The 26,425-nt window shown below is 61.7% G+C and carries 28 protein-coding genes and 2 pseudogenes; 3 read left to right on the top strand and 27 right to left on the bottom strand.

All coding sequences use genetic code 11. From position 1 onward, the window contains the following. Positions 1 to 165: 165 nt before the first annotated feature. From THITH_RS05600 to THITH_RS05540, 14 genes are all read right to left on the bottom strand, one after another. Positions 166 to 1,479, bottom strand: coding sequence for a hypothetical protein (locus tag THITH_RS05600; RefSeq protein WP_006749163.1), 1,314 nt, complete (start codon positions 1,477 to 1,479; stop codon positions 166 to 168). 39 nt (positions 1,480 to 1,518) lie between these two features. Continuing rightward, positions 1,519 to 2,859 (bottom strand): polysaccharide deacetylase family protein, encoded by a 1,341-nt coding sequence (locus THITH_RS05595; protein WP_041483400.1) that lies wholly within the window; start codon positions 2,857 to 2,859, stop codon positions 1,519 to 1,521. A gap of 182 nt (positions 2,860 to 3,041) precedes the next feature. Continuing rightward, positions 3,042 to 3,977, bottom strand: a complete 936-nt coding sequence (locus THITH_RS17725; RefSeq protein WP_156925494.1) for a GNAT family N-acetyltransferase — start codon at positions 3,975 to 3,977, stop codon at positions 3,042 to 3,044. After that, on the bottom strand, positions 3,961 to 4,386 hold the full coding sequence (locus tag THITH_RS19695) for a GNAT family N-acetyltransferase (RefSeq protein ID WP_006749160.1): 426 nt from the start codon (positions 4,384 to 4,386) through the stop codon (positions 3,961 to 3,963). Before THITH_RS19695 ends, THITH_RS17725 begins: the two co-directional genes overlap by 17 nt. A gap of 148 nt (positions 4,387 to 4,534) precedes the next feature. Next, positions 4,535 to 6,133, bottom strand: a complete 1,599-nt coding sequence (locus THITH_RS05585; RefSeq protein ID WP_006749159.1) for an asparagine synthase-related protein — start codon at positions 6,131 to 6,133, stop codon at positions 4,535 to 4,537. After that, a complete protein-coding gene (locus tag THITH_RS05580) occupies positions 6,134 to 7,585 on the bottom strand; it encodes an oligosaccharide flippase family protein (protein ID WP_232222256.1) in 1,452 nt (483 codons plus the stop codon). Between the two features lie 181 nt (positions 7,586 to 7,766). After that, a complete protein-coding gene (locus THITH_RS05575; RefSeq protein WP_232222255.1) occupies positions 7,767 to 8,978 on the bottom strand; it encodes an FAD-dependent oxidoreductase in 1,212 nt (403 codons plus the stop codon). A gap of 31 nt (positions 8,979 to 9,009) precedes the next feature. Further along, the gene (locus tag THITH_RS05570; protein ID WP_006749156.1) at positions 9,010 to 10,707 is read right to left on the bottom strand and encodes a DegT/DnrJ/EryC1/StrS family aminotransferase; all 1,698 of its coding nucleotides are present in this window, start codon (positions 10,705 to 10,707) and stop codon (positions 9,010 to 9,012) included. A 1-nt stretch (position 10,708) separates the two neighbouring features. After that, positions 10,709 to 10,990: a hypothetical protein gene (locus THITH_RS05565; RefSeq protein WP_006749155.1), complete on the bottom strand. Its 282-nt coding sequence runs from the start codon at positions 10,988 to 10,990 to the stop codon at positions 10,709 to 10,711. Then, positions 10,980 to 11,573 (bottom strand): acyltransferase, encoded by a 594-nt coding sequence (locus THITH_RS05560; protein ID WP_006749154.1) that lies wholly within the window; start codon positions 11,571 to 11,573, stop codon positions 10,980 to 10,982. Before THITH_RS05560 ends, THITH_RS05565 begins: the two co-directional genes overlap by 11 nt. 36 nt (positions 11,574 to 11,609) lie before the next feature. Next, a complete protein-coding gene (locus THITH_RS05555) occupies positions 11,610 to 11,984 on the bottom strand; it encodes a GxxExxY protein (RefSeq protein ID WP_006749153.1) in 375 nt (124 codons plus the stop codon). Between the two features lie 73 nt (positions 11,985 to 12,057). Beyond that, complete coding sequence (locus THITH_RS05550; protein ID WP_006749152.1) at positions 12,058 to 13,107, bottom strand: Gfo/Idh/MocA family protein; 1,050 nt, start codon at positions 13,105 to 13,107, stop codon at positions 12,058 to 12,060. A 173-nt stretch (positions 13,108 to 13,280) separates the two neighbouring features. After that, the gene (locus THITH_RS05545) at positions 13,281 to 14,789 is read right to left on the bottom strand and encodes a nucleotide sugar dehydrogenase (RefSeq protein WP_006749151.1); all 1,509 of its coding nucleotides are present in this window, start codon (positions 14,787 to 14,789) and stop codon (positions 13,281 to 13,283) included. A 534-nt stretch (positions 14,790 to 15,323) separates the two neighbouring features. After that, positions 15,324 to 15,662: a MarR family EPS-associated transcriptional regulator gene (locus tag THITH_RS05540; RefSeq protein ID WP_084222627.1), complete on the bottom strand. Its 339-nt coding sequence runs from the start codon at positions 15,660 to 15,662 to the stop codon at positions 15,324 to 15,326. A gap of 198 nt (positions 15,663 to 15,860) precedes the next feature. Here THITH_RS05540 and THITH_RS19100 point away from each other — a divergent pair. Further along, positions 15,861 to 16,063 (top strand): annotated as a pseudogene (locus THITH_RS19100) (hypothetical protein). Between the two features lie 480 nt (positions 16,064 to 16,543). On the opposite strand, the gene THITH_RS05535 reads toward THITH_RS19100, so the two are convergent. The 4 genes from THITH_RS05535 to THITH_RS05515 form a co-directional block, all read right to left on the bottom strand. After that, positions 16,544 to 16,756, bottom strand: a complete 213-nt coding sequence (locus THITH_RS05535; protein ID WP_006749149.1) for a type II toxin-antitoxin system HicB family antitoxin — start codon at positions 16,754 to 16,756, stop codon at positions 16,544 to 16,546. 552 nt (positions 16,757 to 17,308) lie between these two features. Continuing rightward, positions 17,309 to 17,740 carry a type II toxin-antitoxin system HicB family antitoxin gene (locus THITH_RS05525; RefSeq protein ID WP_006749147.1) on the bottom strand — a complete coding sequence of 144 codons (432 nt, stop codon included), beginning with the start codon at positions 17,738 to 17,740 and terminating at the stop codon, positions 17,309 to 17,311. A gap of 121 nt (positions 17,741 to 17,861) precedes the next feature. Then, positions 17,862 to 18,161: a BrnA antitoxin family protein gene (locus THITH_RS05520; protein WP_006749146.1), complete on the bottom strand. Its 300-nt coding sequence runs from the start codon at positions 18,159 to 18,161 to the stop codon at positions 17,862 to 17,864. Beyond that, a complete protein-coding gene (locus THITH_RS05515; RefSeq protein WP_006749145.1) occupies positions 18,145 to 18,414 on the bottom strand; it encodes a BrnT family toxin in 270 nt (89 codons plus the stop codon). Before THITH_RS05515 ends, THITH_RS05520 begins: the two co-directional genes overlap by 17 nt. Positions 18,415 to 18,836: 422 nt before the next feature. Between THITH_RS05515 and THITH_RS19095 the strand changes: the two genes are divergently transcribed. Beyond that, complete coding sequence (locus THITH_RS19095) at positions 18,837 to 19,094, top strand: hypothetical protein (protein ID WP_084222626.1); 258 nt, start codon at positions 18,837 to 18,839, stop codon at positions 19,092 to 19,094. Here the strand turns inward: THITH_RS19095 and wecB are convergent. From wecB to THITH_RS05495, 4 genes are all read right to left on the bottom strand, one after another. Continuing rightward, a complete protein-coding gene (gene wecB / locus THITH_RS05510; protein ID WP_025367312.1) occupies positions 19,091 to 20,242 on the bottom strand; it encodes a non-hydrolyzing UDP-N-acetylglucosamine 2-epimerase in 1,152 nt (383 codons plus the stop codon). The genes THITH_RS19095 and wecB overlap by 4 nt on opposite strands. A 127-nt stretch (positions 20,243 to 20,369) precedes the next feature. Continuing rightward, positions 20,370 to 20,678 carry a helix-turn-helix domain-containing transcriptional regulator gene (locus tag THITH_RS05505; protein ID WP_006749142.1) on the bottom strand — a complete coding sequence of 103 codons (309 nt, stop codon included), beginning with the start codon at positions 20,676 to 20,678 and terminating at the stop codon, positions 20,370 to 20,372. After that, complete coding sequence (locus THITH_RS05500) at positions 20,675 to 20,992, bottom strand: type II toxin-antitoxin system RelE/ParE family toxin (protein ID WP_269667598.1); 318 nt, start codon at positions 20,990 to 20,992, stop codon at positions 20,675 to 20,677. Before THITH_RS05500 ends, THITH_RS05505 begins: the two co-directional genes overlap by 4 nt. Before the next feature lie 88 nt (positions 20,993 to 21,080). After that, positions 21,081 to 21,416 (bottom strand): MarR family EPS-associated transcriptional regulator, encoded by a 336-nt coding sequence (locus THITH_RS05495; RefSeq protein WP_084222625.1) that lies wholly within the window; start codon positions 21,414 to 21,416, stop codon positions 21,081 to 21,083. Between the two features lie 198 nt (positions 21,417 to 21,614). On the opposite strand from THITH_RS05495, the pseudogene THITH_RS19090 reads away from it, so the two are divergent. Next, a pseudogene (locus THITH_RS19090) lies at positions 21,615 to 21,817 on the top strand (hypothetical protein). Positions 21,818 to 22,292: 475 nt separating this feature from the next. Here the strand turns inward: THITH_RS19090 and THITH_RS19085 are convergent. The 5 genes from THITH_RS19085 to THITH_RS05470 form a co-directional block, all read right to left on the bottom strand. Further along, complete coding sequence (locus THITH_RS19085) at positions 22,293 to 22,715, bottom strand: hypothetical protein (RefSeq protein ID WP_006749139.1); 423 nt, start codon at positions 22,713 to 22,715, stop codon at positions 22,293 to 22,295. Next, on the bottom strand, positions 22,699 to 23,370 hold the full coding sequence (locus tag THITH_RS05485) for a nucleotidyltransferase domain-containing protein (protein WP_232222254.1): 672 nt from the start codon (positions 23,368 to 23,370) through the stop codon (positions 22,699 to 22,701). The genes THITH_RS19085 and THITH_RS05485 overlap by 17 nt, the downstream gene beginning before the upstream one ends. Positions 23,371 to 23,439: 69 nt before the next feature. Next, on the bottom strand, positions 23,440 to 25,179 hold the full coding sequence (locus THITH_RS05480; RefSeq protein WP_006749137.1) for an MBL fold metallo-hydrolase: 1,740 nt from the start codon (positions 25,177 to 25,179) through the stop codon (positions 23,440 to 23,442). 95 nt (positions 25,180 to 25,274) lie between these two features. Then, a complete protein-coding gene (locus THITH_RS05475; protein WP_006749136.1) occupies positions 25,275 to 25,595 on the bottom strand; it encodes a helix-turn-helix domain-containing protein in 321 nt (106 codons plus the stop codon). 287 nt (positions 25,596 to 25,882) lie between these two features. Then, positions 25,883 to 26,194, bottom strand: coding sequence for a MarR family EPS-associated transcriptional regulator (locus tag THITH_RS05470; RefSeq protein WP_269667597.1), 312 nt, complete (start codon positions 26,192 to 26,194; stop codon positions 25,883 to 25,885). Positions 26,195 to 26,425 lie beyond the last annotated feature (231 nt).

Here is a 26,425-nt window from a genome sequence, read left to right as displayed (position 1 = left end):
CTCGTGTCTGCTCTTTCATCTCGAGGCGTAGCCGTGTGCAAACCCGGGCCACACAACCACCAGGATCGGAACCCGAACACCTGGTCTATCGTACGTCAGTATTCATTGCTCTATCCGATCCTCTCACAGGAAAGAGGCTCCGAAATTCCTGAGGCGGTTTACTTCCTATCGCCGAAATGATCCCGCCACCCCAATCCATCGCCGATTCCCTCTGGGCCGCACTAACTGCGTGCTCGCCGTGGTTTCTACCACTGGTTGCTCCAGCGTCAGTGGCACCTTCATATCTGCCGACCTCTTCTCTCGCTCATGCACTAGCGCCATCGCGTAGAATGCCCACCCCAATGCCGGGACAGGCCAGAAAACCGATTTTGCGACCACGACGAGAACCAGAGAAAAAGCGTTAAACAGAAACGCCAGTTCCCAATACGCCGGCACCGTTTTCTCTCGCCAAATTTTCAGGCCGGACCCCAACGCGCCGGCGAACGTTAAATATGAGAAAATTAAGAATCCAAGAAATCCATAATTTACCCACGCGGAAAGCGCGTTGTGCGCATAGCCTCCCACACTGTCGAAGCGCACATGCCCGCCGAACTCACCGACGAACGGACTCGCCAAAATCTGTTCCACAGCCAACGCCTGGAGTTCCATTCTTGCAATCCAAGAACTTGCGGCGCCCAAATCCAAAACGTGAAACTGTCGACTCTGCTCCCAATATTCGACACCCATGAAAAGGGCGACGCCGATCACGAAAAACCCAAAAGAAAACCCAACAAGCTGCTTAACGCTGGCCAAGGACCGGAGCAACGCGAACATCAATACCACCGCCAAAAACCCGTAAAGCTCGGCACGTGCCCCAAGCACGAACAGAGCGAAAGCGCCAGTGACAACAAGGAGTAACCGAGCGCGGGCCGCAGAATATACCGCCACGAGAAACAGGAATACCACCACCGCTGACCGAGCGAATCCCTGGTAGCTTGCTACACCCTCTCCCGTTAAAACGCGTCGCGCATCGAACATGACGGCCCCTGTAGTGATTACATAAAACACAAGGTACAAAACAAGGGCGGTGGCAAACACCAACAGACTCCAAGCCAGCCACGGGGATCGCCACGGCAGAAAGAATCCAACGAACACCAGCGCACCCCAGAAAACGACGGTCTGAAACGACTGCACTGCGGCTATCCGTGTCAATTCATCCGGAACCAAAAAATAGTAGAAACCCGACAGTGCCACGATATAGGCCAAAAAAACGATTGTGAGCCAGAAAAACGGGGCGGCTTTGGCTCTCTTCCAGAGGAACGGAAACGTAAACACGAAGAGCGCAAAGAACGCGACGGAGGCATAGCCGAATAGACCGGCCGCGAATGCTGGAATAATTCGATACGCAACACCCAAGTGGTACAGGAGGAATCCAGGGAACAATATGATAAACCCGGTCCCCGCTAGGGCCTCCAAAAGCTTGGTTTTAGATAGCTTCACGTTTCTTCAACTCTTGTGCACGCATCAATTAGTCCCACACTAAACGCTCAACACCGATTCGTACAGGAGTCGCTCGTCCGGCGTGCGCAGCTCGGAGTTATGCCATAGAAGAGAGAACGCGCCTCGCACAGCCCGGCAACGTTCCTTGAGCTTCGCAAACTCATCCAGCGCGTCGGACTTCTTGAGCCCCATGTATTGGTCTCCAAGCACCGAGCACTCCATCGCGATCAGGGGCCTTATCCGTAGATTCAGCGGTTGCCCTGCGACAGCGTCGAACGCGGGGTACTCGAAGCACGTCCCGCAACGGAAGCCAGCGTGATCCGCATACGTCATCGTGCTGTCATAGGTCATACCCGCAGCCTCCCAGGCACGCAAGGTCGTCGGCTGTTCCCACCGAAGGTAATGCATCCGCCCTCCCCATTTTTCTTGGCGGATTCCCTCCTCGGCACACACCCGCCGAAGGCGATCTGCTTCCCGGGCGACCAAGTCGGCGGAGCGATACGTGGCATAGCTCGGATGAAGACCGATCTCGTGGCCTCGGGTATGAATCCGGCGCAGCAGGTGACGGATCGCCGGGTCCTCCACCTCGTAATCACCGTCCTTGCGCGGATCCGTGCGGCCAGCAATGAAGTAGAACGCGCTCGCGAGCCCGTAACGTTCAGAAACTTCCATGATCCATTCGAAGTTGTTGTAAGGGTCGGCTTCGTCCAGACGGTCACGCGTCCGCCAGCGTACCAGCGGACCCCGAACAGCGCTCGACAGTTCGCGCCGCTTGACCACATCTCCCGCGATCCGCCGGCCAAGCTGCCCCAGCCCGCCGAATGCATACCGGCTCGGGCGGTCAACGTCGTGCGAGACCTTTACTTCGAAGATGTTCTCCTTAAGCTTCACCCGCGGCCATTGCCGCTCAATGACTTGCCCAAGGATGTGCATCCATTCGTCTACGATCGGCCGATCAAGATACTCATGCCGAAAGGCATGGGATGCGGTGGCAGGAAAGCGTCCATGCGCGTCGAGATCCCTACGGCCGATTTCTTCAATCCGGGACAGCATCCAGTAAGTTAAGCCCAAAATGTCATAGTGAACGACGTACCCTTTGTTGTCCCTCTCAATCAACGGCCCCTCAAGCTTAGCATTCCCTGGTGCAGGCAACGTGAGACCAATCGCAGACTCCCAACCTTCCGTTTCAGGGTCCCAGGATTCGCAACCGGAACCCAACCCGTTTTCCAAGCACGCGACGTTACGTCGATCAAATAGAATTCGCCCTTCCAAACCCGAAAGCATCAAACGCACCCGTCCCAAATCCGTCGAAAGTCGAAGCTCTGGGCAAAACCGTTCCTTCAGCAGCTGCTCCAGCCACGGGATAACTGCGTTTCCCATATCTCGACCCATGACTTTAAACTCTTGCCGTCACAACTAAGCCGATTGCGATCAGGCGCCTGCCCTTATTACATGATCGCAAATCAGAAAACACCGGCATTAACAAAAAATACATAAGCGAAGCCATTTTTCAGTTTTCCAATCCCTAGATACCATATACCCGCCTACCGACCCAACCCCGCTCATTTTCTTTTCGCCTGAATCCATCGTTGACAGAGCCTACCAATAGCGCGAAAACTTGGGGGATAAACAACGAAGTTCGGCACTAGCCGCCCACCCCATGCCTCCTTCATGGCGGCAACAGGAGGGATATTGGCCCCAACAAAATCAAAACTCTTGCACTCGGCCTCTACGAAAAACTGAATTGCATATACCCCAAGAAGATTATTCACACCATCCCTCAACGCTTCGGTTCTCACCCCAGCTGACCAGGCCAAAGCCCGACCACCCGGCATATACAGTCGAACCCATGCTCCTTTTGGCTCGCCCGCCTTATCGCGCGCCAGGAAACACACAAAATGCTCTGGACCCAGCGAATCCGCCACAGACGCTAGCGCTGCCACATCCACCCGGTGATCGAATCCCTTGCGCGCCTGGACGGACTCCAGGCAATTCTGCACCGCAAGGTAGTCAGTCGACCGCTCCACCACATAGCCCAAACGCTCAGCTTTTCGTGCTTTCTGCAACACGTTCTTGTCAGCCTGCTCTTTCCAACCCGGCAACTCTAGACGATACGTATACCGAGGCTCCGCCAACTGCCCCCTCCACTGGAACGGCCTGGCGTCTTCTACCCACGGATCCAGTGCAATAATACCTTGGGACCTAAAGCCGGCCATCACACGGGCCAACCCCTCAAGTGCCTCCCGTTTACGCCGGTTAACCGAACCGCGTCGCCCGTCTTGACTTGTGAACTCGATCGGGAGATACGGATTCCGCGGCGGCGTCTTTAGAACTCCCCGCCGATTTTCGTACATCACCGTTCTCAATGACCAAGCGTTCCCCTTGGCTGGCCCAAGTTCTACCCAATGCGCTCGAAGGCCCCATTGCTTCTCATTGAACCGAACCCAGCCTTCCAGCAGCATTGGATCCTTACACACTTTTTCAATTGGTTCGTTCATCGAAACGCTTTACCAAATAATACCGTTCTTTCTCAAGACCTTTGTCATAGTACACTTCTACAATCTTGAACCCTAACTTCAGATTACTTCGAAGTGATGGCTGGTTGTCGGCCGAGACCCGACTTGAAACCCCCATGATGCCGGATCTCCCAAAATGCTCAATCGCCGTCTTTCGTAGCAAGGTGCCCAAACCCTTCCCCCGGAAACTCTCCTTGACTCCACTAAACCCCTCGTGAACCGTGCCCTCGTCGATATCTCTCCTATTAAAATAATAGAATCCTACCCCACAAAGCTCCGCGGTCTCTTCGTTGACGCACGCTACACACAGACGATCGGCCAACAGGGTATAGACCAACCTCCTGGCCCACCCAATCGACCCCCCTTGATGCAGCGAACGATAGAAATCCATGGCCTCTGGAACTCGTTTCTTGGTAACCCCAGCGAAAACGAACCCGTTTATCCGCACGGCCGTACACCGCTGAATACGAGGCCCATAAAGCAGATTCCGCCGAACGAACGACAGGGCCTTCCCAAAATTATCGGTCTTTTGGATCCAGCTACGCAAAGCTCCTCCCTAACACGTCACGTAGAAAGAAATATGCGGCCACGCCATTAGAAGAGAATCCGCGAGCGCGAAGCCGTCGCTGTTCGCATTCGTCATAGCGACCGTCAGACGCCAGCACCGATTTGGGGCGCCCCTTCAATATGCTGTACCACTTCCGCCTCATATGTTCATAGCTCTTGGGAGCATGCCTTTTTAAGCCCGCGATCCAAAACCCAGAAGGCGTCTTACTTGCGTTCCCCAAGTCCGTTGCCTGAGGGTCGAAAACGGAATACCGGCTTGCGACGTAATCGCAATACCACTTTTTATTACGCCGTATACTCAAAGGCGCTGACTCCCAAAATCCAACGAACGCGACATCCCATAAAGGAAGCCACCAATCGTAATCATGAAACTCGTAGACGCGAACTGCATTTGCGAGGAATTTCGACTGACGCTCCTGCCATTCGAAGTAGCTGTAGAGCGCCCAAGCATCAAGCCTCTCTTCATCGCAACCCTGCAGCAACGCCGCGACCCGAGCGCGAACGAGACGTTGGTTTTCTGTATTCGTCGGTGCGAGATTGAACTTCGTTTTGAGAACTGCGTCCAGCACATCGCTGGATCGGCTCGCGGCAGTGAAGTGTCCTAAGTGGCTCAAAATGGCCATTGGACCGTGTCCGGGCACGAAGACACAATCCGGCGCGATACTCGTGAGGTGGTTCAGCTCACGAACCGCCAACCAGTCTTGAACGTGGGGCAGACTCGCCCAACCAGATGCATCCGCCTGATACTTTCGTCTTTCGTCAGTAATCCACGCTTTTCGCCACTTGTCCCGGGAATATTCCACGAATTGCCACGGCAGATCCAGAGCTTCGGCAACGCGCTTTGCATATCTGGCCTCGCGATTCCCCTGCATCCCGTACGTGAAGGTCGCGACATTTTCGTAGCCGATGCGTTTCAACATCAACGCAATCAAGCGCGAATCGTATCCACCGCTCAGCGGGATAACGATCTGGCGGTCGTCGGCATAGTCGACTAGCCGGCGAATACTAGCCTCGGTTGCCCGATCCAATGCAGTGCGCATCGCCGACTCATCGCTGTGAGCCGTTTTGGTTTGAAGGAACCGATAATAACGGCGCGCCTGCAATCCTAGGCCATTCAGGGTTTTCGTGGCTATTAGGAATTCGCCCGGTTGAAGTTGTTTGACTTTGGGAAATAGTGTGTCAGCACCCGTCACATAGCCCGCAAGTTGAAATTCCTCACGCGCGACCGGATCCACCTCGTTGTCTCCGACATGCTGACGTATCCACTCCGCATCATCACTCAGGTAGACTTCTGTGCCGTCCTGCCCAAAATAAAGCGGTACGCTGCGAACCCGGTCCACGGCGGCAATGACGTGGGAATGGCTTTGGTAAATCAGCGCAAAGAATCCGTTGAGGCTCAGCAGGAACTCTTGCCAGGCTTCCAAATCGTTCGTGTTGTTAGGTAGGTGCGTGGAGACTTCGGCGAAAGGCAGCCGTCTGTTGTCAAAAAACGCCGTGCCACGCATGTGCAATGAGGTGCGTTCCGTAGACTGCCATTCGGGACGGGTGAGGTGAAGGTTGAGGCGATCCATTTACCAGGCTCGTTTGAGTAAAACACTGTAGCGCAGAGCGGTGAACAGGAGTGTGGCGAGAATGGCCGCAAACCAACCAGTGGCAAGGTCATGGGGCACGCTGTAGAACATGGCCAGAGGGGTCACGATCAGCGCGCCCAGCACCAGTGCATGGAACGTGGGAAGCCAGAGAGCCTTCCAGGGGTTACCCGAGGCGCGAATGATCCAGACCAGGAAACCCAGCCAACACAGGGCGCTGCCCCCGGCAAAAAGGGCCACGGCCAGCATGATGTCTCCCAGGTAGGCCCCCAGGATGAGGCCGCCACCGCGTGTGACCAGCAGGATGCCCTGGAACAGCATGCCTTGTGCCTGTTTTTCCAGCACGGAGAACAAGGTGCTGAGTGGAGAGGTGATGAAGACCAGATACACCCAGGGTGCCATCCACTGGGCAAACTCCCCGGCCTGCCGCCAGTCGGCGCCAAACACGAAGGCGAAGAGATCCGGCCCTGCCAGTATGAGGATCAGTGCCGGTGGCATGGCGATATGGGCCAGCTTGGCGTGGATGTCCGCCACCAAAGGTGCCAGGGTGCCATTGCGTCGTGCTTCGGCCGCACTGGAGAGGAAGACATCGGCGATGGCCTTGCCGATCAAGGACATGGGCATGGCCAACACCCGGTGGGCAATCATGTAGATCCCGGCAGCAGCAGGACTGAACAGGATGGCAAACAGGATGGGGGGTAGCTGCGAACCGGCGGTGTTGAACAGCCCGCCCCAGGTGGAATAAATGGGAAACCGCACATAGCGGCGGGTGGCAGCGCGTATATCGCGCCAACGGATTGCTCTGAACACTGCCCATCGATTTCTGATCGTGAGAGCACCGAGGCTAGAAGCACCCGCTGCTTGCCCGGTGACTTGGCCCAATATGAGGGCCACGGGGCCCAGAAGGTAACCACCCAACTGAACGCCAACCATTGTGATCGACTGGGTGAGCTTGGTACGGGCAATCGGCGTGAACGCTTTCACGCGAATGGCCCAGTAGCTGAAGACCCCATAGATGCCGCCGAGCAGCAGGCCCAGGGGGAGCAGCCAGAGGTAGCTCGCCAGAGCCGGAGTGTTGAACAGGTCGGCGATGGGCTGGGCGAAGAAAATCACCAGTACAGTGGCCAGCAGGCTCATGGCGGCCACGATGATGAGGCCCAGGACGACCACGTGGGCCGCTTCCTCGTCGCTTTCCGGCAACGGGATGGCGAGCTGATAGCGCAGACTGGCGATGACGCCCAGGATGCCTAGCAGGGCCGAAAAGACGGCCAGCAGCCCGAAGTCTTCTGGGCTGTAGAGGCGCGTAAGGGCGGGAGATGCTGCAATTACGATGAACTGCCCCGCGGCTGTACCGCCAGCCAGCACCGACACACTGCGCGCAAACCGGTTTTTCGGCAGCACGCGGCGGATTTGGTTCTTTGCTCTGGCGATCACGGAGTGAGGGTTAGCCACGGATGGACACGGATGAACACGGATGTCCTGTGAACGAACAGCTATCCGGCCTCATGTGTGGGTACACAAGGCTAATCACTACTGGTAGCCAAGTCGGACGAGCTGGCGCTGGGAGCTTTCCCAGTCGAAGCAGATGAACGCAGCGGCCAGGATCGCACATTGGTCAGCGAACGATCGCCGGGAGCTTGCGCGCCAGAGCCGGCGCAGTAGTCCACTTCCCGCCCAGCACGTTGATCGCCTTCCCGGTCCGTTCGATCGTGTATTCGCGGCTGGCGTGATTGGCATTGCCACGGGAACGCAGCAGGGGCCGGAGGCCAGCGAAACGTTCGCGGATTTCGGTGGCGGTGGCTGCAGGCTGCACGATATTGCCGTAGGCGTCGAGCAGGTATTGGGCTTCCGCATCGCTGCAGGCGATCGGTTCATCAAGGGCTTGGCGCACTTCCGTTGTACCGAGCAGGGTCCCCTCCTTCCACGGCAGGATGAAGAAGATTCTCCGGTCTTGCGGATGCTCGGCCAGGTAGGCCTGGTGACAGGGCCGGTTAAGAACGATGTGGCTGCCGCGGACGAGGTCGAGGCCGTGGGTGAGATTCAGGCCGCTGTTCCGTGCGAGCTGTTCAGCCCAGGGGCCAGCGACGTTCACCACGGTGTCGAACTGCCGCGCCTCCTCGCCCTGCTGCCACAGCCGGCCCTGGCTGTCGATGCGTTCGACGGGCGCCTGTTCGTGCAGCCGGGCACCCGCTTGCCGCGCCTGTTCGGCCACCCAGAGCCCGAGCTGCTGGTCGTCCATCTGGCCGTCGGTGAAGCGGTAGCCGCCGATCAAGCCGTTGGGGTTCAGCCCCGGGTCGATCGCGGTCAATTCCTCGGCGGGCAGCCAGTGGTAGTCGCGGTGGGGGCTATGGGCCGCGAGCCGGCGGTAAAGCCAGAGACCCAGGCCGAACTGCCAGCGGCTTCGCTTGCCGTGCCCATAGATGGGAATGACGATGGACAGGGGGCGCGCCCATTGCGGGGCACGCTCGAACCACTGGTCGCGTTCGGCAAGGGCTTCGCGGACGAGGCGCAGTTGTAGGGTTTCGAGATAGCGCAGGCCGCCGTGGAGCAGCTTGGACGAGGCGCGGCTGGTTTCGTCCATTAGGCGGCCGCGCTCGAAGAGTTCGACATCGTGGCCCTGGCGGGCGAGTTCCCAGGCGCAGCAGAGGCCGTTGATACCGCCGCCGACTATTGCGATGTGCTTTGGGGATTTAGCCACGGATGGACACGGATGTGGAGAGGATTGAAGGGCAGAGGTCAAGGGCGTTTTTGGCCACGGAAGAACACGGAAAGACACGGAAAAGGGTTGAAGGGCATTTATTAGCCACGGATGGACGCGGATGGACACGGATGTTTTTTGATTTAAACCCTATCCGTGTTCATCCGTGTTTATCGGTGGCTGCCGTTTTTAGTGCCTGGACGATGCGGTCTTGGTCTGCTGGGGTGAGCAGGGGGTGCATCGGGAGGCTGATGACTTGTTTGGCGATCTGCTGGGCGACGGGGGTGCAATCGCGGCAGCAGAGGTGGGCGTAGGCCGGTTGTTCGTTCAGGGGCACCGGGTAGTGGACGGCGGTGGGGATGCCGGCCTGGTTCAGGTGTGCCTGGAGGGCGTCGCGGTCATCGGCGAGGATCGTGTACTGGGCGAAGACCGACGTGCGGTCTGTTTTGGGCCACGGTAGAGGGCATATGGGATTAGCCACGGATGGACACGGATGGACACGGATGTTTTTTGAGTTTTCATCCATCCGTGTTAATCCGTGTGCATCCGTGGCTCGTGTTGATCCGTGTTCATCCGTGGCTACAACTGACCGGTGTTCATCCATGGCTAACGCATCGTGGTAGCGGCGGGCGGCGGTTTGGCGTTGGGTGATTTCCTCGTCGAAACGGTCGAGTTTGGCGAGGACGATGGCGCATTGGAGGGTGTCCATGCGGCCACCGACGCCGATGCGGGTGTGGACGTAGCGTTGGCTCTGGCCGTGGACGCGGATTTCGCGGCAGGCCTGGGCGATGTGGTCGTCGCTGGTGAAGATCGCGCCGCCGTCGCCGTAGCAGCCGAGGGGCTTGCTCGGGAAGAAGCTGGTGCAGCCGATGGTGGACAGGTTGCAGGACTTGCGGCCGTTGTAGGTCGCGCCGAAGCTCTGCGCCGCGTCTTCGATCACTGGGATGTTGCCGTGGCGCGCGGCGATGGCATTGATTTCGTCCATGTCGGCCGGCTGGCCGTAGAGGCTCACGGGCATGATCGCCTTGGTGCGCTCGGTGATCTTCGCTTCGATCCGGCTTGCGTCGATGTTACAGGTGTCGGGTTCGATGTCGACGAACACCAGGGTGGCGCCGAGCAGCACGATCATCTCGCCGGTGGCGACGAAGGTGAACGGCGTGGTGATCACCTCGTCGCCGGGGCCGATGCCCAGCGCCATCAGGCTGATCAGCAGCGCCTCGGTGCCGCTCGCGACGGTGATGCAGTGCTTCGCGCCGGTGTAGGCGGCGAGACGCTGTTCCAGCTCGCGAACTTCGGGGCCGAGGATGTACTGGCCGTGGTGCAACACCCGATGGATGTTGCGCTCGAGTTCGGGGCGGATGATCTGCTGTTGGGCGGCGAGGTCGATGAAGTCGAGTTTGGCCTTGGGCTGCCCCATCTGACAATAGGCCAAGGGGCTGATGGTTTTTTCGGGATAGTCGTTCAGCAGCTCCTCATCGCGAGTGAGCAACCGAATCGAGTCGGCCGGGAAGCGATCCAGGGCGCGAAGAAGTTGCTCGTCTTCCGGGTCGGCGGTGTCAAAGACCGGGCCTTCGCCAGCCAGGGCGGCGAGCCAGTGTTTGTCAGCCGCAAAGGTTTTGAGGAGGTTCTGGGTTTGAGCAACGAGTTGTTTGCCACTGAGGGGATTGCCCTTCTCGGTGGCGAGTCGCCTCAACTCGCTTCGCGTGACGTATTCCAGGGTTTGCACGCTGCCCGCGTAGAGCCAGAGACGCCCTCCCTCGGACCGGCATTTGCTGATCGCGACGTCGGATGCGGAGCACCAGGGTTTTCGTCCAGTGCAACTGTCGACCGCTACGTTGATGTCGAGCAGCAAATCCATATCAACGATCTTCCCGAAGCTCGAAGGCTTTGATGCGGTCGATCTGCTTGGGTGTCAGGTCCGGCAATGCGTCATCGGGCGGCAAGGGTGCGTCACGAACGGCGTCGAGATGCTCGCGCATGGCTCGCGCACGCAGAAGCACTTCCTCGGACACCAGGTCACGGAGCGAGACATCGACCTCCTCGTCCGGCACGGTCACGACCAAGCGAACGCGTTGGTGCTTGAGCTTGAGGGGCTTAACGAATTCGAGTTTGCCGTTCTCGTAGATGGCTTCAACTTGCATGAGTTGCTCCTGTTCGCCGCAACTGGCCGTCACTGAGTGTGTACTGGCTACCCGTATGCGGGCAATGGTAGGTCCCGGTTCCCTCGATAGACAACGGGATTTGCTCTCCGTATTCGCTCATCCAGCCGATCTGGCGGGCGGGGACGCCGACCATCAGGGCGTAGGGCTTCACGTTCTTGTTCACGACGGCGCCGGCGCCGATGAAGGCGTATTCACCGATGGTAATGCCGCAGACGATGGTGCAGTTGGCGCCGAGGGTGGCGCCGCGCTTCACGTGCGTGGGGCGGTATTCGTGCTTGCGCGAGACCGCCGAGCGCGGGTTGTAGACGTTGGTGAAGACCATGCTGGGGCCGCAGAAGACGTCGTCTTCCAGGGTCACGTCGTCGTAGACCGAGACGTTGTTCTGGATCTTCACGTTGTTGCCGATGACCACGCGGTTGCCGACGAAGACGTTCTGGCCGAGGGAGCAGTGTTGGCCGATACGGGCGCCAGCGCAGACGTGGGTCCAGTGCCAAATGCGGGTGCCTTGGCCGATTTGGGCGCCTTCGTCGACGATGGCGGTGGAATGAATTTGATTAGCCACGGATGGACACGGATGAACGCGGATAGGGATTTGGGGTTAGAGGACCATGCGCTTGATTTGGACTTTGGGTTGGCCGAAGTTGACGAGCAGGCCGAGGGGTTTTCGAGTCGCGCGCAGGTAGTTGAGGAGTTGCGCTTCGTGTTCGGGCCTCAGGGCGCTGACGGCTTTCAGTTCCAGGAGCACGTGGTTTTCGATCAGCATGTCGGCCTGGTAGTCGCCGACGATCTGCCGCTTGTAGAAGACCCGGATCGGCACCTGGGTGCTGACCGCCAGGCCGGCGCTGCGAAGCTCGATCGCAAGGGCATTCTCGTAGACCTTCTCCAGAAAACCGGAGCCCAGCGTGTTCGCAACCGCGAAGATGCCAGCACGAATGCGATACGTCAGATCTTCTGCAACCAGTTTCTCGTCCATGAGAATGCCCCTCATCATCCATGATGCCTTCCCAAATCCTACCCAATCCGTGTTTATCCGTGTCCATCCGTGGCTAATACTCGAGCGGCAGGGAGACGGTGCGGCCGTCGCGGGCGGAGAGGTAGGCGGCGATGAGGACTTCTAGGGATTTGAGGCCCTCGCGGCCGTCGGTTTCGGGTTCGGCTTCGCCGCGGAGTACGTCGATCACGTTCTTGTAATAGAGCGGGTGGCCGAAGCCGTAGACCGAGGTGGTTTCGTAGTTCGCGCTCTTGATTTCGGCATCGTAGTCGCGCGGTTCGGCGAAATCCCAGAGCTGGATGTCGTTCACGGCCACTCCGCCGACGCGCACGGTGCCCTGCTCGCCGAGGATGGTGATGCTGCCCTCGAGGTTCTTCGGGTAGGTGAGCATGGTGACGCTCATCGAGCCGAGCGCGCCGCTGCGCCAGCGGACGTTGAGGACGCCGGTGTCTTCCACTTCGATGTCGCGGGTGGTGCTGACCATCGCCTGCACCTTGTCGATCGGGCCGATCAGCCAGTCGAGCAGGTCGACGTAGTGGCTGGCCTGGTTCATGAACGCGCCGCCGTCGAACTCCCAGGTGCCGCGCCACTTGGCTTGGTCGTAGTAGCTTTGCGGGCGGCTCCAGAAGACGTTCAGGTGCACCATGTGGATGCGGCCGAAGCGCTTCTCGGCGACCGCGCGTTTCAGGAGTTGCAGGGTGGCGTTGCGACGGTTCTGTTTGACGACGAACAGCCGTACCCCGGCCTCGTCACAGGCCTTGACCATGCGCACGCCATCCTGCCAGCGGGTTGCCATCGGCTTTTCCGTCATCACGTGCACGCCGTGGCGCGCGGCGGTGATCGTCTGCTCCGGGTGCAGGCCGCTGGGGCTGCAGAGCGAGATAATATCCGGCTCGACGCTGCCGAGGAGCTCGGGCAGGCTCCTGAACCCGGGAGCCTTGTACGCGTTTTCGTGTTGTTCGAGCGTAGGTGCGTGGGTGTCGCAGACGCCGACGAGTTCCATGTTCTCCGCGTGGCGCTCGATGGCGCCGAAGTGATTCTTCGAGATGCGCCCGCAGCCGACGACGGCGATGCGGATTTTTCGGTCCTTGATGGGTTCGTTCATTGGCCTGTCATTTGGTTGGCGTGGGGGCTGGGTTGCGCGTGGGTTGGATTTAGCCACGGATGGACACGGATAAACACGGATTTTTTATAAATTTAATTCTATCTGTGTTCATCCGTGGCTCAACTTGTTTACCCGTGTCCATCCGTGGCTCAAAAAGCCTGTGGCACTTTAGATCAGAGACGCCAGACGGTGATGCCGGCGGCGGCGAGTGCGTGGCGGTCGTAGAGGCTTTTGACGTCGGCGAGGACGGGGCTTTCGCCGCGTAGGTGCGCTCGGACGGTGTCGGCGTCGCGTTCGGCGTAGACGTCGTGGCCGACGGCGACGACGAGGGCATCCACGGGGGTTTCCGGGGTGATCGCGCCCAGGGTCACTTGGGGGTATTCCTGCGCGACTTCTTCCGGATCTGCGTGGGGGTCTTCGGCGATCACGCGCACGCCGTAGTCCTGCAGTTCGCGGATGATGTCGATCACGCGGCTGTTGCGCAGGTCGGGGCAGTTTTCCTTGAACGTGAGGCCGAGCACGCCGACGGTGGCTTTCGTCACATCGCAGCCGTTCTGGATCATCTTCTTGAGGGTGCTGCGCGCGACGTAGCGGCCCATGTTGTCGTTGATGCGCCGTCCCGAGAGGATGACCTGCGGGATGTAGCCGATCTTCTCGGCCTTGTGCGTGAGGTAGTACGGATCGACGCCGATGCAGTGGCCGCCGACCAGGCCGGGCCGAAACGGCAGGAAGTTCCACTTGGTGCCGGCGGCGCGGAGCACGGCCTCGGTGTCGATGCCCAGGCGTGCGAACAGCACCGAGAGTTCGTTCATCAGCGCGATGTTGAGGTCGCGCTGGGTGTTCTCGATGACCTTGGCGGCTTCGGCAACGCGGATGCTCTCGGCCTTGTGCGTGCCGGCGGTGATGATCTCGCGGTAGAGCGCATCTACCCGCTCGGCGGCCTCGGGGGTGGAGCCGGAGGTGACCTTTCGGATGGTGGAGACGCGGTGTTCCTTGTCGCCGGGGTTGATGCGCTCGGGGGAGTAGCCGACGTGGAAGCCATTTTCGTGGATTGCCACGTCGGCCTGACGGCCTCCTCGCAATGACGGGGCATCAGCGTCATCGCGAGGGCCTGTCATTGCGAGGCCAGAGGCCGTGGCTAAGGCCGGCGGCGATCCAGGCGGCGGTTGGACTGCCGCGTCGGCTGCCTGCCACGTCGCTTCGCTCCTCGCTGCTGAAGGCTTCGTTTCTCGCGATGACGGTGAGGGCTGGGCTGCGGTGATGTACTTCAGGCCCGATTCGCGTTCCAGGATTGGCACGCAGTCTTCCTCGGTGCAGCCGGGGTAGACGGTGGATTCGTAAATCACGAGGTCGCCGGGCTTCAGGAGCTGGCCCACGGTTTTCGAGGCGCTCAGCAGCGGACGCAGGTCGGGGCGCTTTTCCTCGGTGATGGGCGTGGGCACGGTGATGATGTAGGTCGTGCAGGCCGCGATGTCCTGGGGGTCCGTGGTGAAGCGCAACCGCCCCGATGCCATCGTCTGCCGGAGTTCGTCGTCCGCCACTTCCAGCGTCGCGTCATGGCCGCCCTGCAGGGCCGCAATGCGTGCGGCGTTGATGTCGAAGCCGATGACGTCGCGGCGCTTGGCGAATTCCACCGCGAGGGGCAGGCCGACGTAGCCGAGGCCGATGATGGCGAGGGTCATGGGGAGTGGGCCTTTGTTGGCAGGGCTTTCTTAGCGTGAAGATACGGCCACGGAAGCACACGGAAGGCACGGACAAGGGCCGAAAAGCGTTCTTTGCCACGGATGAACACGGATGAACACGGATGTTTATTGGTTGAAACCCTATCCGTGTTCATCCGTGGCTCGCTTTTTCATCCTGCAGGGTGGCCGCTGGCCATGAGAGTTAGCCACGGATGGACGCGGATTTTCTTATGCGCGAATGTCGGGCGGATTCGTTTTCCCGCCGGCAGCGCGAGGACCGGAGCTCCTTGACCATCCAGGCGGCGTGTGGACTGCCACGTCGGCTTTGCCACGGCCTTCGGCCTCGCAATCCCAGGCTCCTCGCAGTGACGATTGCATCTGCATGGTCATTGCGAGGGCCGGAGGCCCGTGGCAATCCAGGCCGTGTGGACTGCCGCGTCGGCTTCGCCTCCTCGCAGTGACGGTGAGGGGGTTGACTGCGGCTCTTTCGCAGTGACGATGGTGTCTAACGTCATGGCTGCGGTACGGGGCCAGTTATGGCCGGCCCTCTTCCTGCAGTTCCTGGCGCAGTTGCTCGATCTCGCGTTCGATGGCCTCGTATTCGGTCTGCTTACGCGCGAGGAAGGCGCGGGTGACGCGCAGCTTCTCGGCGATGCCGCTCGGCGTGAGCGTGTACAGGTAGGCGCGCTTGCGGTGGCTCTTGCGGAAGTTCTCGGCCTTCACCAGCCCCCTGTCGATCAGCGCGCGCAGGCAGTAGTTCGTTGCACCCAGGCTGATGCCGAGCGCTTCCGCAAGCTCGCGCTGGGTGAGCTCGGGGTTCTCCGCCAGCAGGCGCATGACCTTCAGGCGGGTTTCTTCGGGGAAGGGTTTCAAAGGTTCGGGTTGGGTGAAAGAACCCGCGGCGCGCGTCCGGGGTGACCTGTAGGGCGGAATAGCGCAGCGTCATCCGCCGTACGGCGTTCGGAGCGCCCCTGCGCGCCCGCGGCAACCCCGGCGTGGGAATGGCGGATGACGGCCTTCGGCCTTTTCCGCCCTACGCTTCTTTCATCATCGGGGGTGGCCACACGGGTCATGGCAGTTAGCGTGAAAGTCACGGCCTGTCTCGTGTCCCGGGCGATACGTAGGGCGGAAAAGCGCAGCGTCATCCGCCGTACGGCGTTCGCAGTGCCCAGGCGACCGCGGCAATCCTGCGCCAGCTGGCGGATGACGGCCTTCGGCCTTTTCCGCCCTACGCCTACGCCTCTTTCATCATCGGGGGTGGCCGCTGGCCATGACCGTTAGGTTGTGGCTTCGGACACGCTACCGCCATCCCCGGGTGCCTTTGGCGGCCATCCGAGCCTCGGTTCGCGCCGCTTCTCGCGCCGCACTTCCAGACGTCCCGCGCCGACTCCAAACGGTTGGGAGCGCGGTGGTAATGGGTTCCAGACGGATCCGTTCAATCCGTGAACCGCTGGGGACAGTACCGGGTTCGGTGGGCAGTTGCAATGGTGAAGAGCGAATTCGTCTGTGTTTTTTGCCGAATGCGCAGGCGAAAGCATAGATCGCACGGTCTATTGGCTTCGACTCACAGCGGGTTACCCTTCCCAGGAAAATGCACGCTGTGGCGTGCCTCGCAGGCGAGTTGGCGTCAAACCTTGTACCCATCTCAGCCGCGCCTGCGGCGCGTTCGCGTGCGAGGCTCGCTCCTACAGGGTCCGGGGGCCCGCCTTGCAGGAGGTGCCTGCACGCGAATCGGCCGTCAGCGCGCCGCTTGGTCAGGCATACATCAGGCGTCCTTTGGGTTCTGGAATGGGGCGCCCCAGACGCTGCGCGGTGTCGATCCAGTCTTCGATCACCCGCTGAGCGTTGGCAATGGCCTCCTCGTAGCTCGACCCGTCGGCCATGCAACCGGGAAGTTCCGGGACTTCGACCACGAACGCCTGCTCCTCTTCACTCCAGTACACGATGAGCTCGTACTTAATCGACATCGCTCTCTCCACGCCGATATTTCACCCGTATGCCCCGGACTTGTCTGACCTGATATGGCTTGGCCTTGTTCGCCTTGGGTTGCAGGTTGAGGATTTCCTAGGGAAACATTGAACAAAGGGCCCTGTCATTGCGAGCGAAGCGCGGCAATCCAAGCGGAACCCACGAAATCAGTGCCTTATGGATCGCCACGTCGCTTCGCTCCTCGCGATGACGAGTTCTTCAGCGTTTCCCTAGATGTCCGCGCGCGTGAAGATATGGTGGCTACCTCTCACCCGTTGTTCAAACCCGAGCCGAACCAGAAGCTGGCACAAGGCAGCGAAATCCACATTGGCGTCGGCGGTCCCCGCGAGGATGACCGCCTTGAGCTTAGAGTATCTTCCCATTCTCCATTCCTGGTTCCGGTGTCGAGTAGAGGACAGGGTTCGGGGTTTCCCTTCCCGCGCGAATTACCCCTGCGGGAGTGTGCCTGCGCGCGCATCGGCGTTCGGAGCTTCGAACCGGGGCCTTCGAGCCGGGGTCTGACCCCTTGCGCTGGACCCCTTGCGCCGAGATCACAGGCCGTTTACGCGCAGTTCCGCCCGCTTGCCCAGTATGTGTAGCGCGTGTTCAAGCGCTGGGACCTTGGTGCTGTGCCTCGGATCCAGCATGCGTCGGGCTTCCTTTTCGTTCACGCCGAGCCGACGGGCCAGTTCGCTCTTGCTGACGCCCTGCTCGCGCATGGCGAGATACAAGGCCGCCTTCATCGCGGTGCCGATGGGTACGGCCACCAGGAGTTCTCCACGCCTCGGGCGGCTCGCCGTCGGGATGGCCGTGCCGTCCTGGATACGCATTTCGATCGCGGCCTGCAAGGCACCTTCCGCCTCTTCCAGTGCCTGAGCGCGGTTCTCGGCCTGGGTGATGGCTTCGGGCAGGTCCCGGCAGGCCACCACGAAGCCGCCGTCCGGATCGTCGATCAAGGCGATTGGATAAACGAAGGCATGCATGACGCTGTCTCACTTGTGGGAGCGTGCCTTGCACGCGAATCGGCGTTGGGTGCGGCACCGGGTCGGGCGCGCCTGCGGCGCGTTCGCGGGCGGGGCTCGCTCCTACACGAGGGCATCGGCGCTATGGCAATTGCTCCGGCTTGTGATGCTTCAGCCAATCCTGCAAGGCCGCGTCCATGCGCCCTTGCCAGCCGGAACCCGTGGCACGGAAACGTTGAACAACCTGTTCGGAGAGACGAACCGCTACGCGATCCTTGCCCGTATCGGGCTCGGGGCGGACGGCACGAAGCCGGGCTTCGTCCCACTCGTCATCGCTCAGGACAGGGTTGTCGGGATCGTCCGCAGCGGCTGCCGTAATGGCCGCATCCTCCTCGGGTGTGGGCAGGATCACCCTTCGGCCCGATTTAGTTTTCAGATGCATAACGTTTTACCTCACGCCGATTGGCCTTGCGCAGGCTGATGATACGGCGTCTTGCCCCTCGTTCTACATAGACTACCGAGTAGAGCCGGTCGTTCATCAGAGCAAGTCCCGCCATACGCGGTTCACCGTAGTGCTTCCGCCGGTCTTCCCAAGCGAGAAGCGTATCCCACGCGAGTCTCGAGGCCTCTGCGAGCGACACGCCGTGCTTGGCGAGATTGCGCGCGTCCTTGTCGTGGTCGTATTCCAGTTCCATGGAAATCCAGCGCAAACCGGCTCAGGTCGGCATCACCGAACCCGATAGGCGCGTGCCTCGCATGCGAATCGGCTTTGGATCCGGCACCCACCCCACCCGTGCCTATGGCACGTTAGCGAGCGGGTCTCTCTTCAGCACGGTTGGATGCGTCTGGCGCCGGCCGGGCTCGTGTTTCCCGTTCAAAGCCGCCAGACCGTGACCCCGGCCTCGGCCAGCGCATGCCGGTGCCCATATGGCCAACCCCGGCGAGCGATTTTCGTCAATGAGCAGCTTCACCCGCCCGACGCCTGACCTGCAAATCCTTTGCGGGCCAACCGGGTGCGTTCCCCATCCGGGCCTCGATCGCGGCGTGGTTCAATGCCGCTCGGTCGATACCTGGGTAGTCCTCGGCAACCTCCGGGACGTGAGGCTTGTTTTAGCAGATGCTGGCGTCTTTCACGCGGTGGGTGATTCGCCAGCGCACGGCACGCCGGCGGCGCGTTCGCGTGAAAGTCACGGCCTGCCTCGTGTCCCGGGCGACCCGTAGGGCGGAAAAGCGCAGCGTCATCCGCCGTACGGCGTTCGCAGTGCCCAGGCACCCGCAGCACCCCGGGCGCCGGATGGCGGATGACGGCCTTCGGCCTTTTCCGCCCTACGCCTCTTTCATCATCGGGGGTGGCCACACGGGTCATGGCAGTTAGCGTGCGCGTGCAGGCTCGCTTCCGCAGGGACCAAGACTGGGTTCCTCTTGCTGCTGGATCACACGGACGATGCGGCCGGCGGCGCGGCCGTCGCCGTAGGGGTTGTGGGCGCGGGACATCGCGGCGTAGGCCTGCGGGTCGTCGAGCAGGCGCGCGGCTTCGCGCACGATCCGTTCCTCGTCGGTGCCGACCAGGCGCACGGTGCCGGCTTCGACGGCTTCCGGACGCTCGGTGGTCTCGCGCATCACCAGCACCGGCTTGCCGAGCGAGGGGGCTTCCTCCTGCACGCCGCCGGAGTCGGTGATGATGAGGTCGGCGCGGTCCATCAGTGCGACGAACGGGAGGTAGTCGAGCGGTTCGATCAGGTGGACGTTGTCGCGCTGGCCGAGTGCTTCGCGCACCGGGCCGAGGACGTTGGGGTTCAGGTGCACCGGGTAGACGATCTGCACGTCGCTGCGCTCCGCGAGACGGCCGAGGGCGCGGCAGATGCGCTGGAAGCCGTCGCCGAAGTTCTCGCGCCGGTGGCCGGTCACGACGACGGTGCGCCGGGCCGGGTCGAGAAAGCGGAATTGCGCTTGCAGTTCCGGGTTCGCGCGGACCTTGTCGACCACGGCGAGCAGGGCGTCGATGACGGTGTTGCCGGTGACGTGGATCCGTTCCTCCCCTACCCCTTCGCGCTGCAGGTTGTCGCGCGCGCGGGCGGTGGGCGCGAAGTGGAAGCTGGTGATCGCGCCGGCAATGCGCCGGTTCATTTCCTCGGGCCAGGGGGCATGGATGTTGCCGGTGCGCAGGCCGGCCTCGACGTGCCCGACCGGGATGCGCTGGTAGTAGGCGGCCAGCGCACCGGCGAGCGTGGTGGTGGTGTCGCCGTGCACCAGCACGAGGTCCGGCCGTTCGGCGGCCAGCACCGGGCGCAGGCCGTGGAGCACGTTGGCGGTGATGTCGGTGAGGTCCTGCCCGGGCTGCATCAGGTTCAGGTCGTGGTCCGGACGGATGTCGAACAGCTGCAGCACCTGGTCGAGCATCTGCCGGTGCTGGGCGGTCACGCACACGCGCGTCTCGATGCCATCGGCCTGCCGCAGCGCCTGGATGACCGGCGCCATTTTGATGGCCTCCGGGCGTGTGCCGAAGATGACGAGGGTTTTCACGTGTGGGTTCGGTTGTGGCGGTGGTGTTGGGGTGTGGCGGATCTGGCTCGGCCGCGGCGCGTTTTGGCGCCAGGTGGTGCATCCGGCTCAGCCGCGCCAGCGGCGCGTTCGCGAGCGGGGCTCGCTCCTACAGGGTTGGTGATGGTGGGAGCGGCTGGACAGAAAGACGCATTCCCATCGCCTTCAGGATGGCACTCAAGCTGCGCAGCTCGGGATTACCCTCGGGCGATAGCGTGCGATACAACTGCGTTGGGTTGAGGTGTGCCGCTTCGGCCACCCGGGCAACACCACCATAGGCTTTGGACAGTTGCCGCAGCGCAATCATCAGTTCAGCCTGATTCCCTTCTTCAAGCACATTGTCGAGATACGCCAAGGCAAAGGCGGGATCCTTCTGGAAAAGCTCCGCCGTGGCTTCGTCGTGTGTTCGGTCTTTCATGTTTCTGTTCTCCGCTGCCAGTCTTGCCAAAAGCGCACCGCCTGATCGATATCGGCGGTTTGTCTGCGCTTGTCGCCACCACACAGCAGAAGAATCAGTTGATGCCCGCTTTGGGCGTAGTACACCCGATAGCCAGGACCGAGGTCGAGCCGCAACTCCCACACACCGTCGCGGCAAAACTTATGATCCCCCAGGTTGCCCAGTTCGATGCGGTTGATGCGCCGCAAGATCTGGATCTTCACGCGTGCATCACGGAGACCTTCAAACCACTCCTGATAGGCGTCTTTGCCGTCTGCCGTTACGTAGTGGCGTATCTTAGGTATGCATATTTTCGTTTATAGACGAAGAATAGTCAACGGCACCCACCAGCGCCTGCGGCGCGTTCGCGAGCGGGGCTCGCTCCTACCCTGACTCTTCCTGCAACTCCCGACGCAGCTCCTCGATCTCCTGCTCGATCGCGCTGTACTCGGCCTGCTTGCGGGCGAGGAAGGCGCGGGTGACGCGCAGTTTTTCGGCGATGCCGCTCGGCGTGAGCGTGTAGAGGTAGGCGCGCTTGCGGTGGCTCTTGCGGAAGTTCTCGGCCTTCACCAGCCCCTTGTCGATCAGCGCGCGCAGGCAGTAGTTCGTTGCACCCAGGCTGATGCCGAGCGCTTCCGCAAGCTCGCGCTGGGTGAGCTCGGGGTTCTCCGCCAGCAGGCGCATGACCTTCAGGCGGGTTTCTTCGGGGAAGGGTTTCAAAGGTTCGGGTTGGGTGAAAGAACCCGCGGCGCGCGTCCGGGGTGACCTGTAGGGCGGAAAAGCGCAGCGTCATCCGCCGTACGGCGTTCGGAGCGCCCCTGCGCGCCCGCGGCAACCCCGGCGTGGGAATGGCGGATGACGGCCTTCGGCCTTTTCCGCCCTACGCTTCTTTCATCATCGGGGGTGGCCACACGGGTCATGGCAGTTAGCGTGAAAGTCACGGCCTGTCTCGTGTCCCGGGCGATACGTAGGGCGGAATAGCGCAGCGTCATCCGCCGTACGGCGTTTGCAGTGCCCAGGCGACCGCGGCAATCCTGCGCCAGCTGGCGGATGACGGCCTTCGGCCTTTTCCGCCCTACGCCTACGCCTCTTTCATCATCGGGGGTGGCCGCTGGCCATGACCGTTAGGTTGTGGCTTCGGACACGCTACCGCCATCCCCGGGTGCCTTTGGCGGCCATCCGAGCCTCGATTCGCGCCGCTTCTCGCGCCGCACTTCCAGACGTCCCGCGCCGACTCCAAACGGTTGGGAGCGCGGTGGTAATGGGTTCCAGACGGATCCGTTCAATCCGTGAACCGCTGGGGACAGTACCGGGTTCGGTGGGCAGTTGCAATGGTGAAGAGCGAATTCTTCTGTGTTTCTTGCCGAATGCGCAGGCGAAAGCATAGATCGCACGGTCTATTGGCTTCGACTCACAGCGGGTTACCCTTCCCAGGAAAATGCACGCTGTGGCGTGCCTCGCAGGCGAGTTGGCGTCGAACCTTGCACCCATCTCAGCCGCGCCTACGGCGCGTTCGCGAGCGGGGCTCGCTCCTACAGGGTCCGGTATTCGAGCGGGACGAGGCGGCTGGGTACACCCGCGGTCGCGGCGATCCGCTCATTGCCGCGGATAGCGCTGCTCGATCGTCTTCAAAACAGTAGCGGTTGCACGGAGGAGTTCGGCAAAAAGCTGCTCGTCTACATCCAGCATGCCTTCATATTCCGCGAGGTTGCGTTGGTGGTGGCATTTGTCGAGTACGCGCCAGATCTCCGGGCCAAGACCGAGGGTGTGCGGCAATACCTGGAAGACGATGTAGCGATGCTGCGCGCGGAAGCCCAACTGCCGCAGCGCCGCCAGGCACAAGGCGTGGGCGGCGTTGTAGGCGAGATCAAAGCGGCTCTCGATGGCATTCTGCGTGTTTTGCGCATCCTTGAGGCGAACCTTGCCGGAACGGAGCAGTCCGTCAAATTCGGCCTGATCGGGCGCTTCCTGGCGCAGCGGCTTGCCGGGGCCGCAGAGGTTTTCAAGTGCCGAGGTCATGTTGGCTTCCGATGAGCCAGATCTTGGGTTGTTCCAGCAAGCGCATCAGAAAGCTGTTGCGTTGCTCCAGGCGACGCTGGAATTCGTCCGGCGTGTAGAGGGTCGGATTGATGCGCCGCCCCAGCAGTTCCTCCACCGACTCGAGAATGCCCATGAGTTGGCCATACGTCACTTCGCTGCTGATGACCAACAGGTCGACATCGCTGCCAGCGTGTTCACTCTGCTTGGCCACCGACCCATAAATGAACGCCGCGTGGATATCGTCCGAGAGACGGTTCAGGCGCTCGCGGATGGGCTCGGCAAGACCAAAGGTTTTCTGGGCGATACTGCACAGTTCAACAAAAATCGGTGACTCGGGGTTGGCCTGATAGTGTTTCTGATTGCCCTGCCAGCGCACGGTCACGAGGCCGCTCGTTTCCAGGCGCTTGAGTTCCCGCTGCACGGCGCCGGAACCCGAGGCTGTCAGCTTGATCAGTTCCTTGGCGTAAAAACTGCGTTCGGGCCGACCAAACAGAAACCCCAACACCCGCTGCTGGGTCTCGGTGAACAGGGCGGACCCGAAATGGCTGGTACGCACGGCTTCTGCCGAGGGCATGCTTTGCGGTGGAATGGAACCCATATTGGGTACTTTAGTGCCTGTTATGGGTACGATCAAGTCCAGCCTTCGCCTCCTTCCGCTTCGGTAAAGAAAAACCGGGGTCTGACCCCTGCGCGCGCGGGTGCGTTACGCGGCACATGTGACTTGGACTGCTTGGCCGTTGGCTTCGGCCCAGGTTTCGATTTCGGTTTTCAGGGCTTCCCGGGCGTCGCGTTCGCCGTGGATGAGGCGGATTTCCTTCGGCGCTTGCGGGATGCCCTGGATGAAGGCGAGCAGGTCGTTCTGGGCCGCGTGGGCGGAGTAGCCGCCGATGGTGTGGATACCGGCGCGGATGTCGATGCGTTCGCCGTCGAGCTGCACCCAGCCGCCGCGCGGGCCGTGGCGTTGGATGGCACGGCCGGGGGTGCCTTCGGCCTGGTAGCCGACGAACAGTACGTCGTGGCGTTCGTCACCGAGCATGCGCTTGAGGTAGTTCACCACCCTGCCCCCGGCGGCCATGCCGCTCGCGGCGATGACGACCGCGGGGCGGCCGGTGCGCGCGAGGTAGTCGACGGTCTGCAGGTGCTCTTCGTGGCTGTCCACGGTGTAGAGGTTCGCGAAGGCCAGCGGGTGGCGGCCGTGGTCCAGGCGTTCGTGGGCCTCGAGGTCCCAATAGGGCTTCAGGTCGCGGTAAGCCTCGGTGAAGCGGGCGGCGAGCGGGGAATCGACGATGATTTCGAGGTCCTGCCAGTGCGGGTCGGTGGCCTGGTGGATGAGGTCTTCGAGTTCGTACAGCAGTTCCTGGGTGCGGCCGATGCTGAACGCCGGGATGACGACGGTGCCGTTGTTTTCCAGCGCGTGGTCGATCGCGGCCTTCAGGCGCGCCTGGCGGGTGCTGCGATCTTCGTGCACACGGTCGCCGTAGGTGCTTTCGAGGACGAGGATGTCCGCGCGCTCCGGCGGGTCGGGGGCCGGGAGCAGCGGGCTGTTCGGGGCGCCGAGATCGCCCGAGAAGACGATGCGGGTGGTGGCCCCCTCTGCCTCGTCATCGCGAGGGCCGGAGGACACCTCCTCACCGTCATCGCGAGGGCCTGTCATTGCGAGGCCGGAGGCCGTGGCAAAGGCCCGTGGCGATCCAGGCGGCGGTTGGACTGCCGCGTCGGCTTCGCCTCCTCGCAGTGACGATGGGGGTTGGGCTGCGGCTCCTCGCAGTGACGAGGGGGGTTGGGCTCCTCGCAGGGACGAGGCAAGGGCGTCATCGCGAGGAGAGGAGCGACGTGGCGATCCAGGCGGCGCATGGACTGCCGCGTCGGCTTCGCCTCCTCGCAGTGACGATGGGGGTTGGGCTGCGGCTCCTCGCAGTGACGGATTGGCCTCCGGCGTCCGGATGTCCACTTCCACGTAGGCGGAGCCGAGGATGTGGCCGGCGCGTTGGAGGCGGATGCGGACGTGGTGGCGTGCGTCATTGATGAGGGTGTGCCAGGTCTGGTATTCGAGCGGGACGAGGCGGCTGTGCACTTCTTCGAGGAAGCGCTCGATGAGCGTGCGGTCGCGCGTGAAGCCGACTTTCAGGGCGTCTTCGATCACCAGCGGCAGCAGCCGGGCCGAGGGCACGGAGCAGAGAATCGGGCCCCGGTAGCCGGCGGCGAGCAGGTACGGCAGGCGACCGACGTGGTCGATGTGCACGTGGGTGACGATCAGCGCCAGCACGTCGTGCACGGGGAAGGTGACGCGGTGTTGTTCGAGGTTGTCGGCGCTTTCGGCGTCCTGGCCCTGGAACAGGCCGCAATCGACGAGCAGCGCGCGATCCGGCGCCAGCTGCAAGCGGTGGCAGCTGCCGGTGACGCCCTGTGCGCCGCCGTGGTGGGTGAGGGTTGGGTAGGTCATGGAGGTATCGGATAGAAGGGCAGCGCCTGGGGCGCGTTCGCTGTAGGAGCGTGCCTCGCGCGCGAATGGGTGCTGAAAGCGCCGTGCCAGTCCAATCAGGCGACTACGACGCGAGTATGGCCGGTCTTGCGGGCACGGGACGGCTTGCGTACGACAATTTCAACGTCTCGCCCCAGGCGGTTGAGGCAGTCGATCATCTTGCTTTCGCTGATGCCTCGAAACTGGCCACTCAGCATGCCCGAGAGTTTGGGCTGGGTGATACCCAACAGCTCGGCGGCCTGTATTTGCGTGAGATGGCGATGCTTGATGATTTCGCCAATCTTCGCAGCCAGCGCGGCTTTCACCTGCATTTCCTCGGCATTCGGAAAGCCAAGGTCTTGGTAGATGTTGGTCGCGCTCTTTTCGATCTGTGTCATTTCTTGCACCCTGCTGCGTGCTCTTGCGCTGCTATTAATCGCTCTCGAATCAAGTCCATGTCCTGCTTGGGCGTTTGAGTGACGGTTGCATCTGCATGGTCATTGCGAGGGCCGGAGGCCCGTGGCAATCCAGGCCATTTGGACTGCCGCGTCGGCTTCGCCTCCTCGCAGTGACGAGGGGGGCTGCCGCGTCGGCCTGTGGGCTCCTCGCAGTGACGGTGGGGGGTGGCTGCGGCTCTTTCGCGGTGACGATGGCGTCTAACGTCATGGCTGCGGTACGGGGCCGGTCATGGCCGGCCCTCTTCCTGCAGTTCCTGGCGCAGCTGTTCGATCTCCCGCTCGATGGCGCTGTACTCGGCCTGCTTGCGGGCGAGGAAGGCCCGGGTGACGCGCAGTTTCTCGGCGATACCGCTGGGCGTGAGCGTGTAGAGGTAGGCGCGCTTGCGGTGGCTCTTGCGGAAGTTCTCGGCCTTCACCAGCCCCCTGTCGATCAGCGCGCGCAGGCAGTAGTTCGTTGCACCCAGGCTGATGCCGAGCGATTCCGCAAGCTCGCGCTGGGTGAATTCGGGGTTCTCTGCCAGCAGGCGCATGACCTTCAGGCGGGTTTCTTCGGGGAAGGCTTTCAGCGGTTCAGCTTGGGTTGTGGCTTCGGGCACGCTACCGCCATTCCCGTGCGCGTTTTGCTGCGCCGGGGCGGGCGTGTGGCGGCACCCTCCGGAAGGCATCGGGAGTGGCGGCAGGTGGGTATAGGCCGAGCGGGATATAGACCGCTCGTTAGGCTTTGTGAATGTTCGTTCAAGTGGTGAACCGAAGTCAATGCCCGGTCGTCG

Origin of the sequence: Thioalkalivibrio paradoxus ARh 1 (assembly GCF_000227685.2) — a bacterium.
GTDB lineage: Bacteria > Pseudomonadota > Gammaproteobacteria > Ectothiorhodospirales > Ectothiorhodospiraceae > Thioalkalivibrio > Thioalkalivibrio paradoxus.
This window is presented reverse-complemented; position numbering and strand designations above follow the sequence as displayed.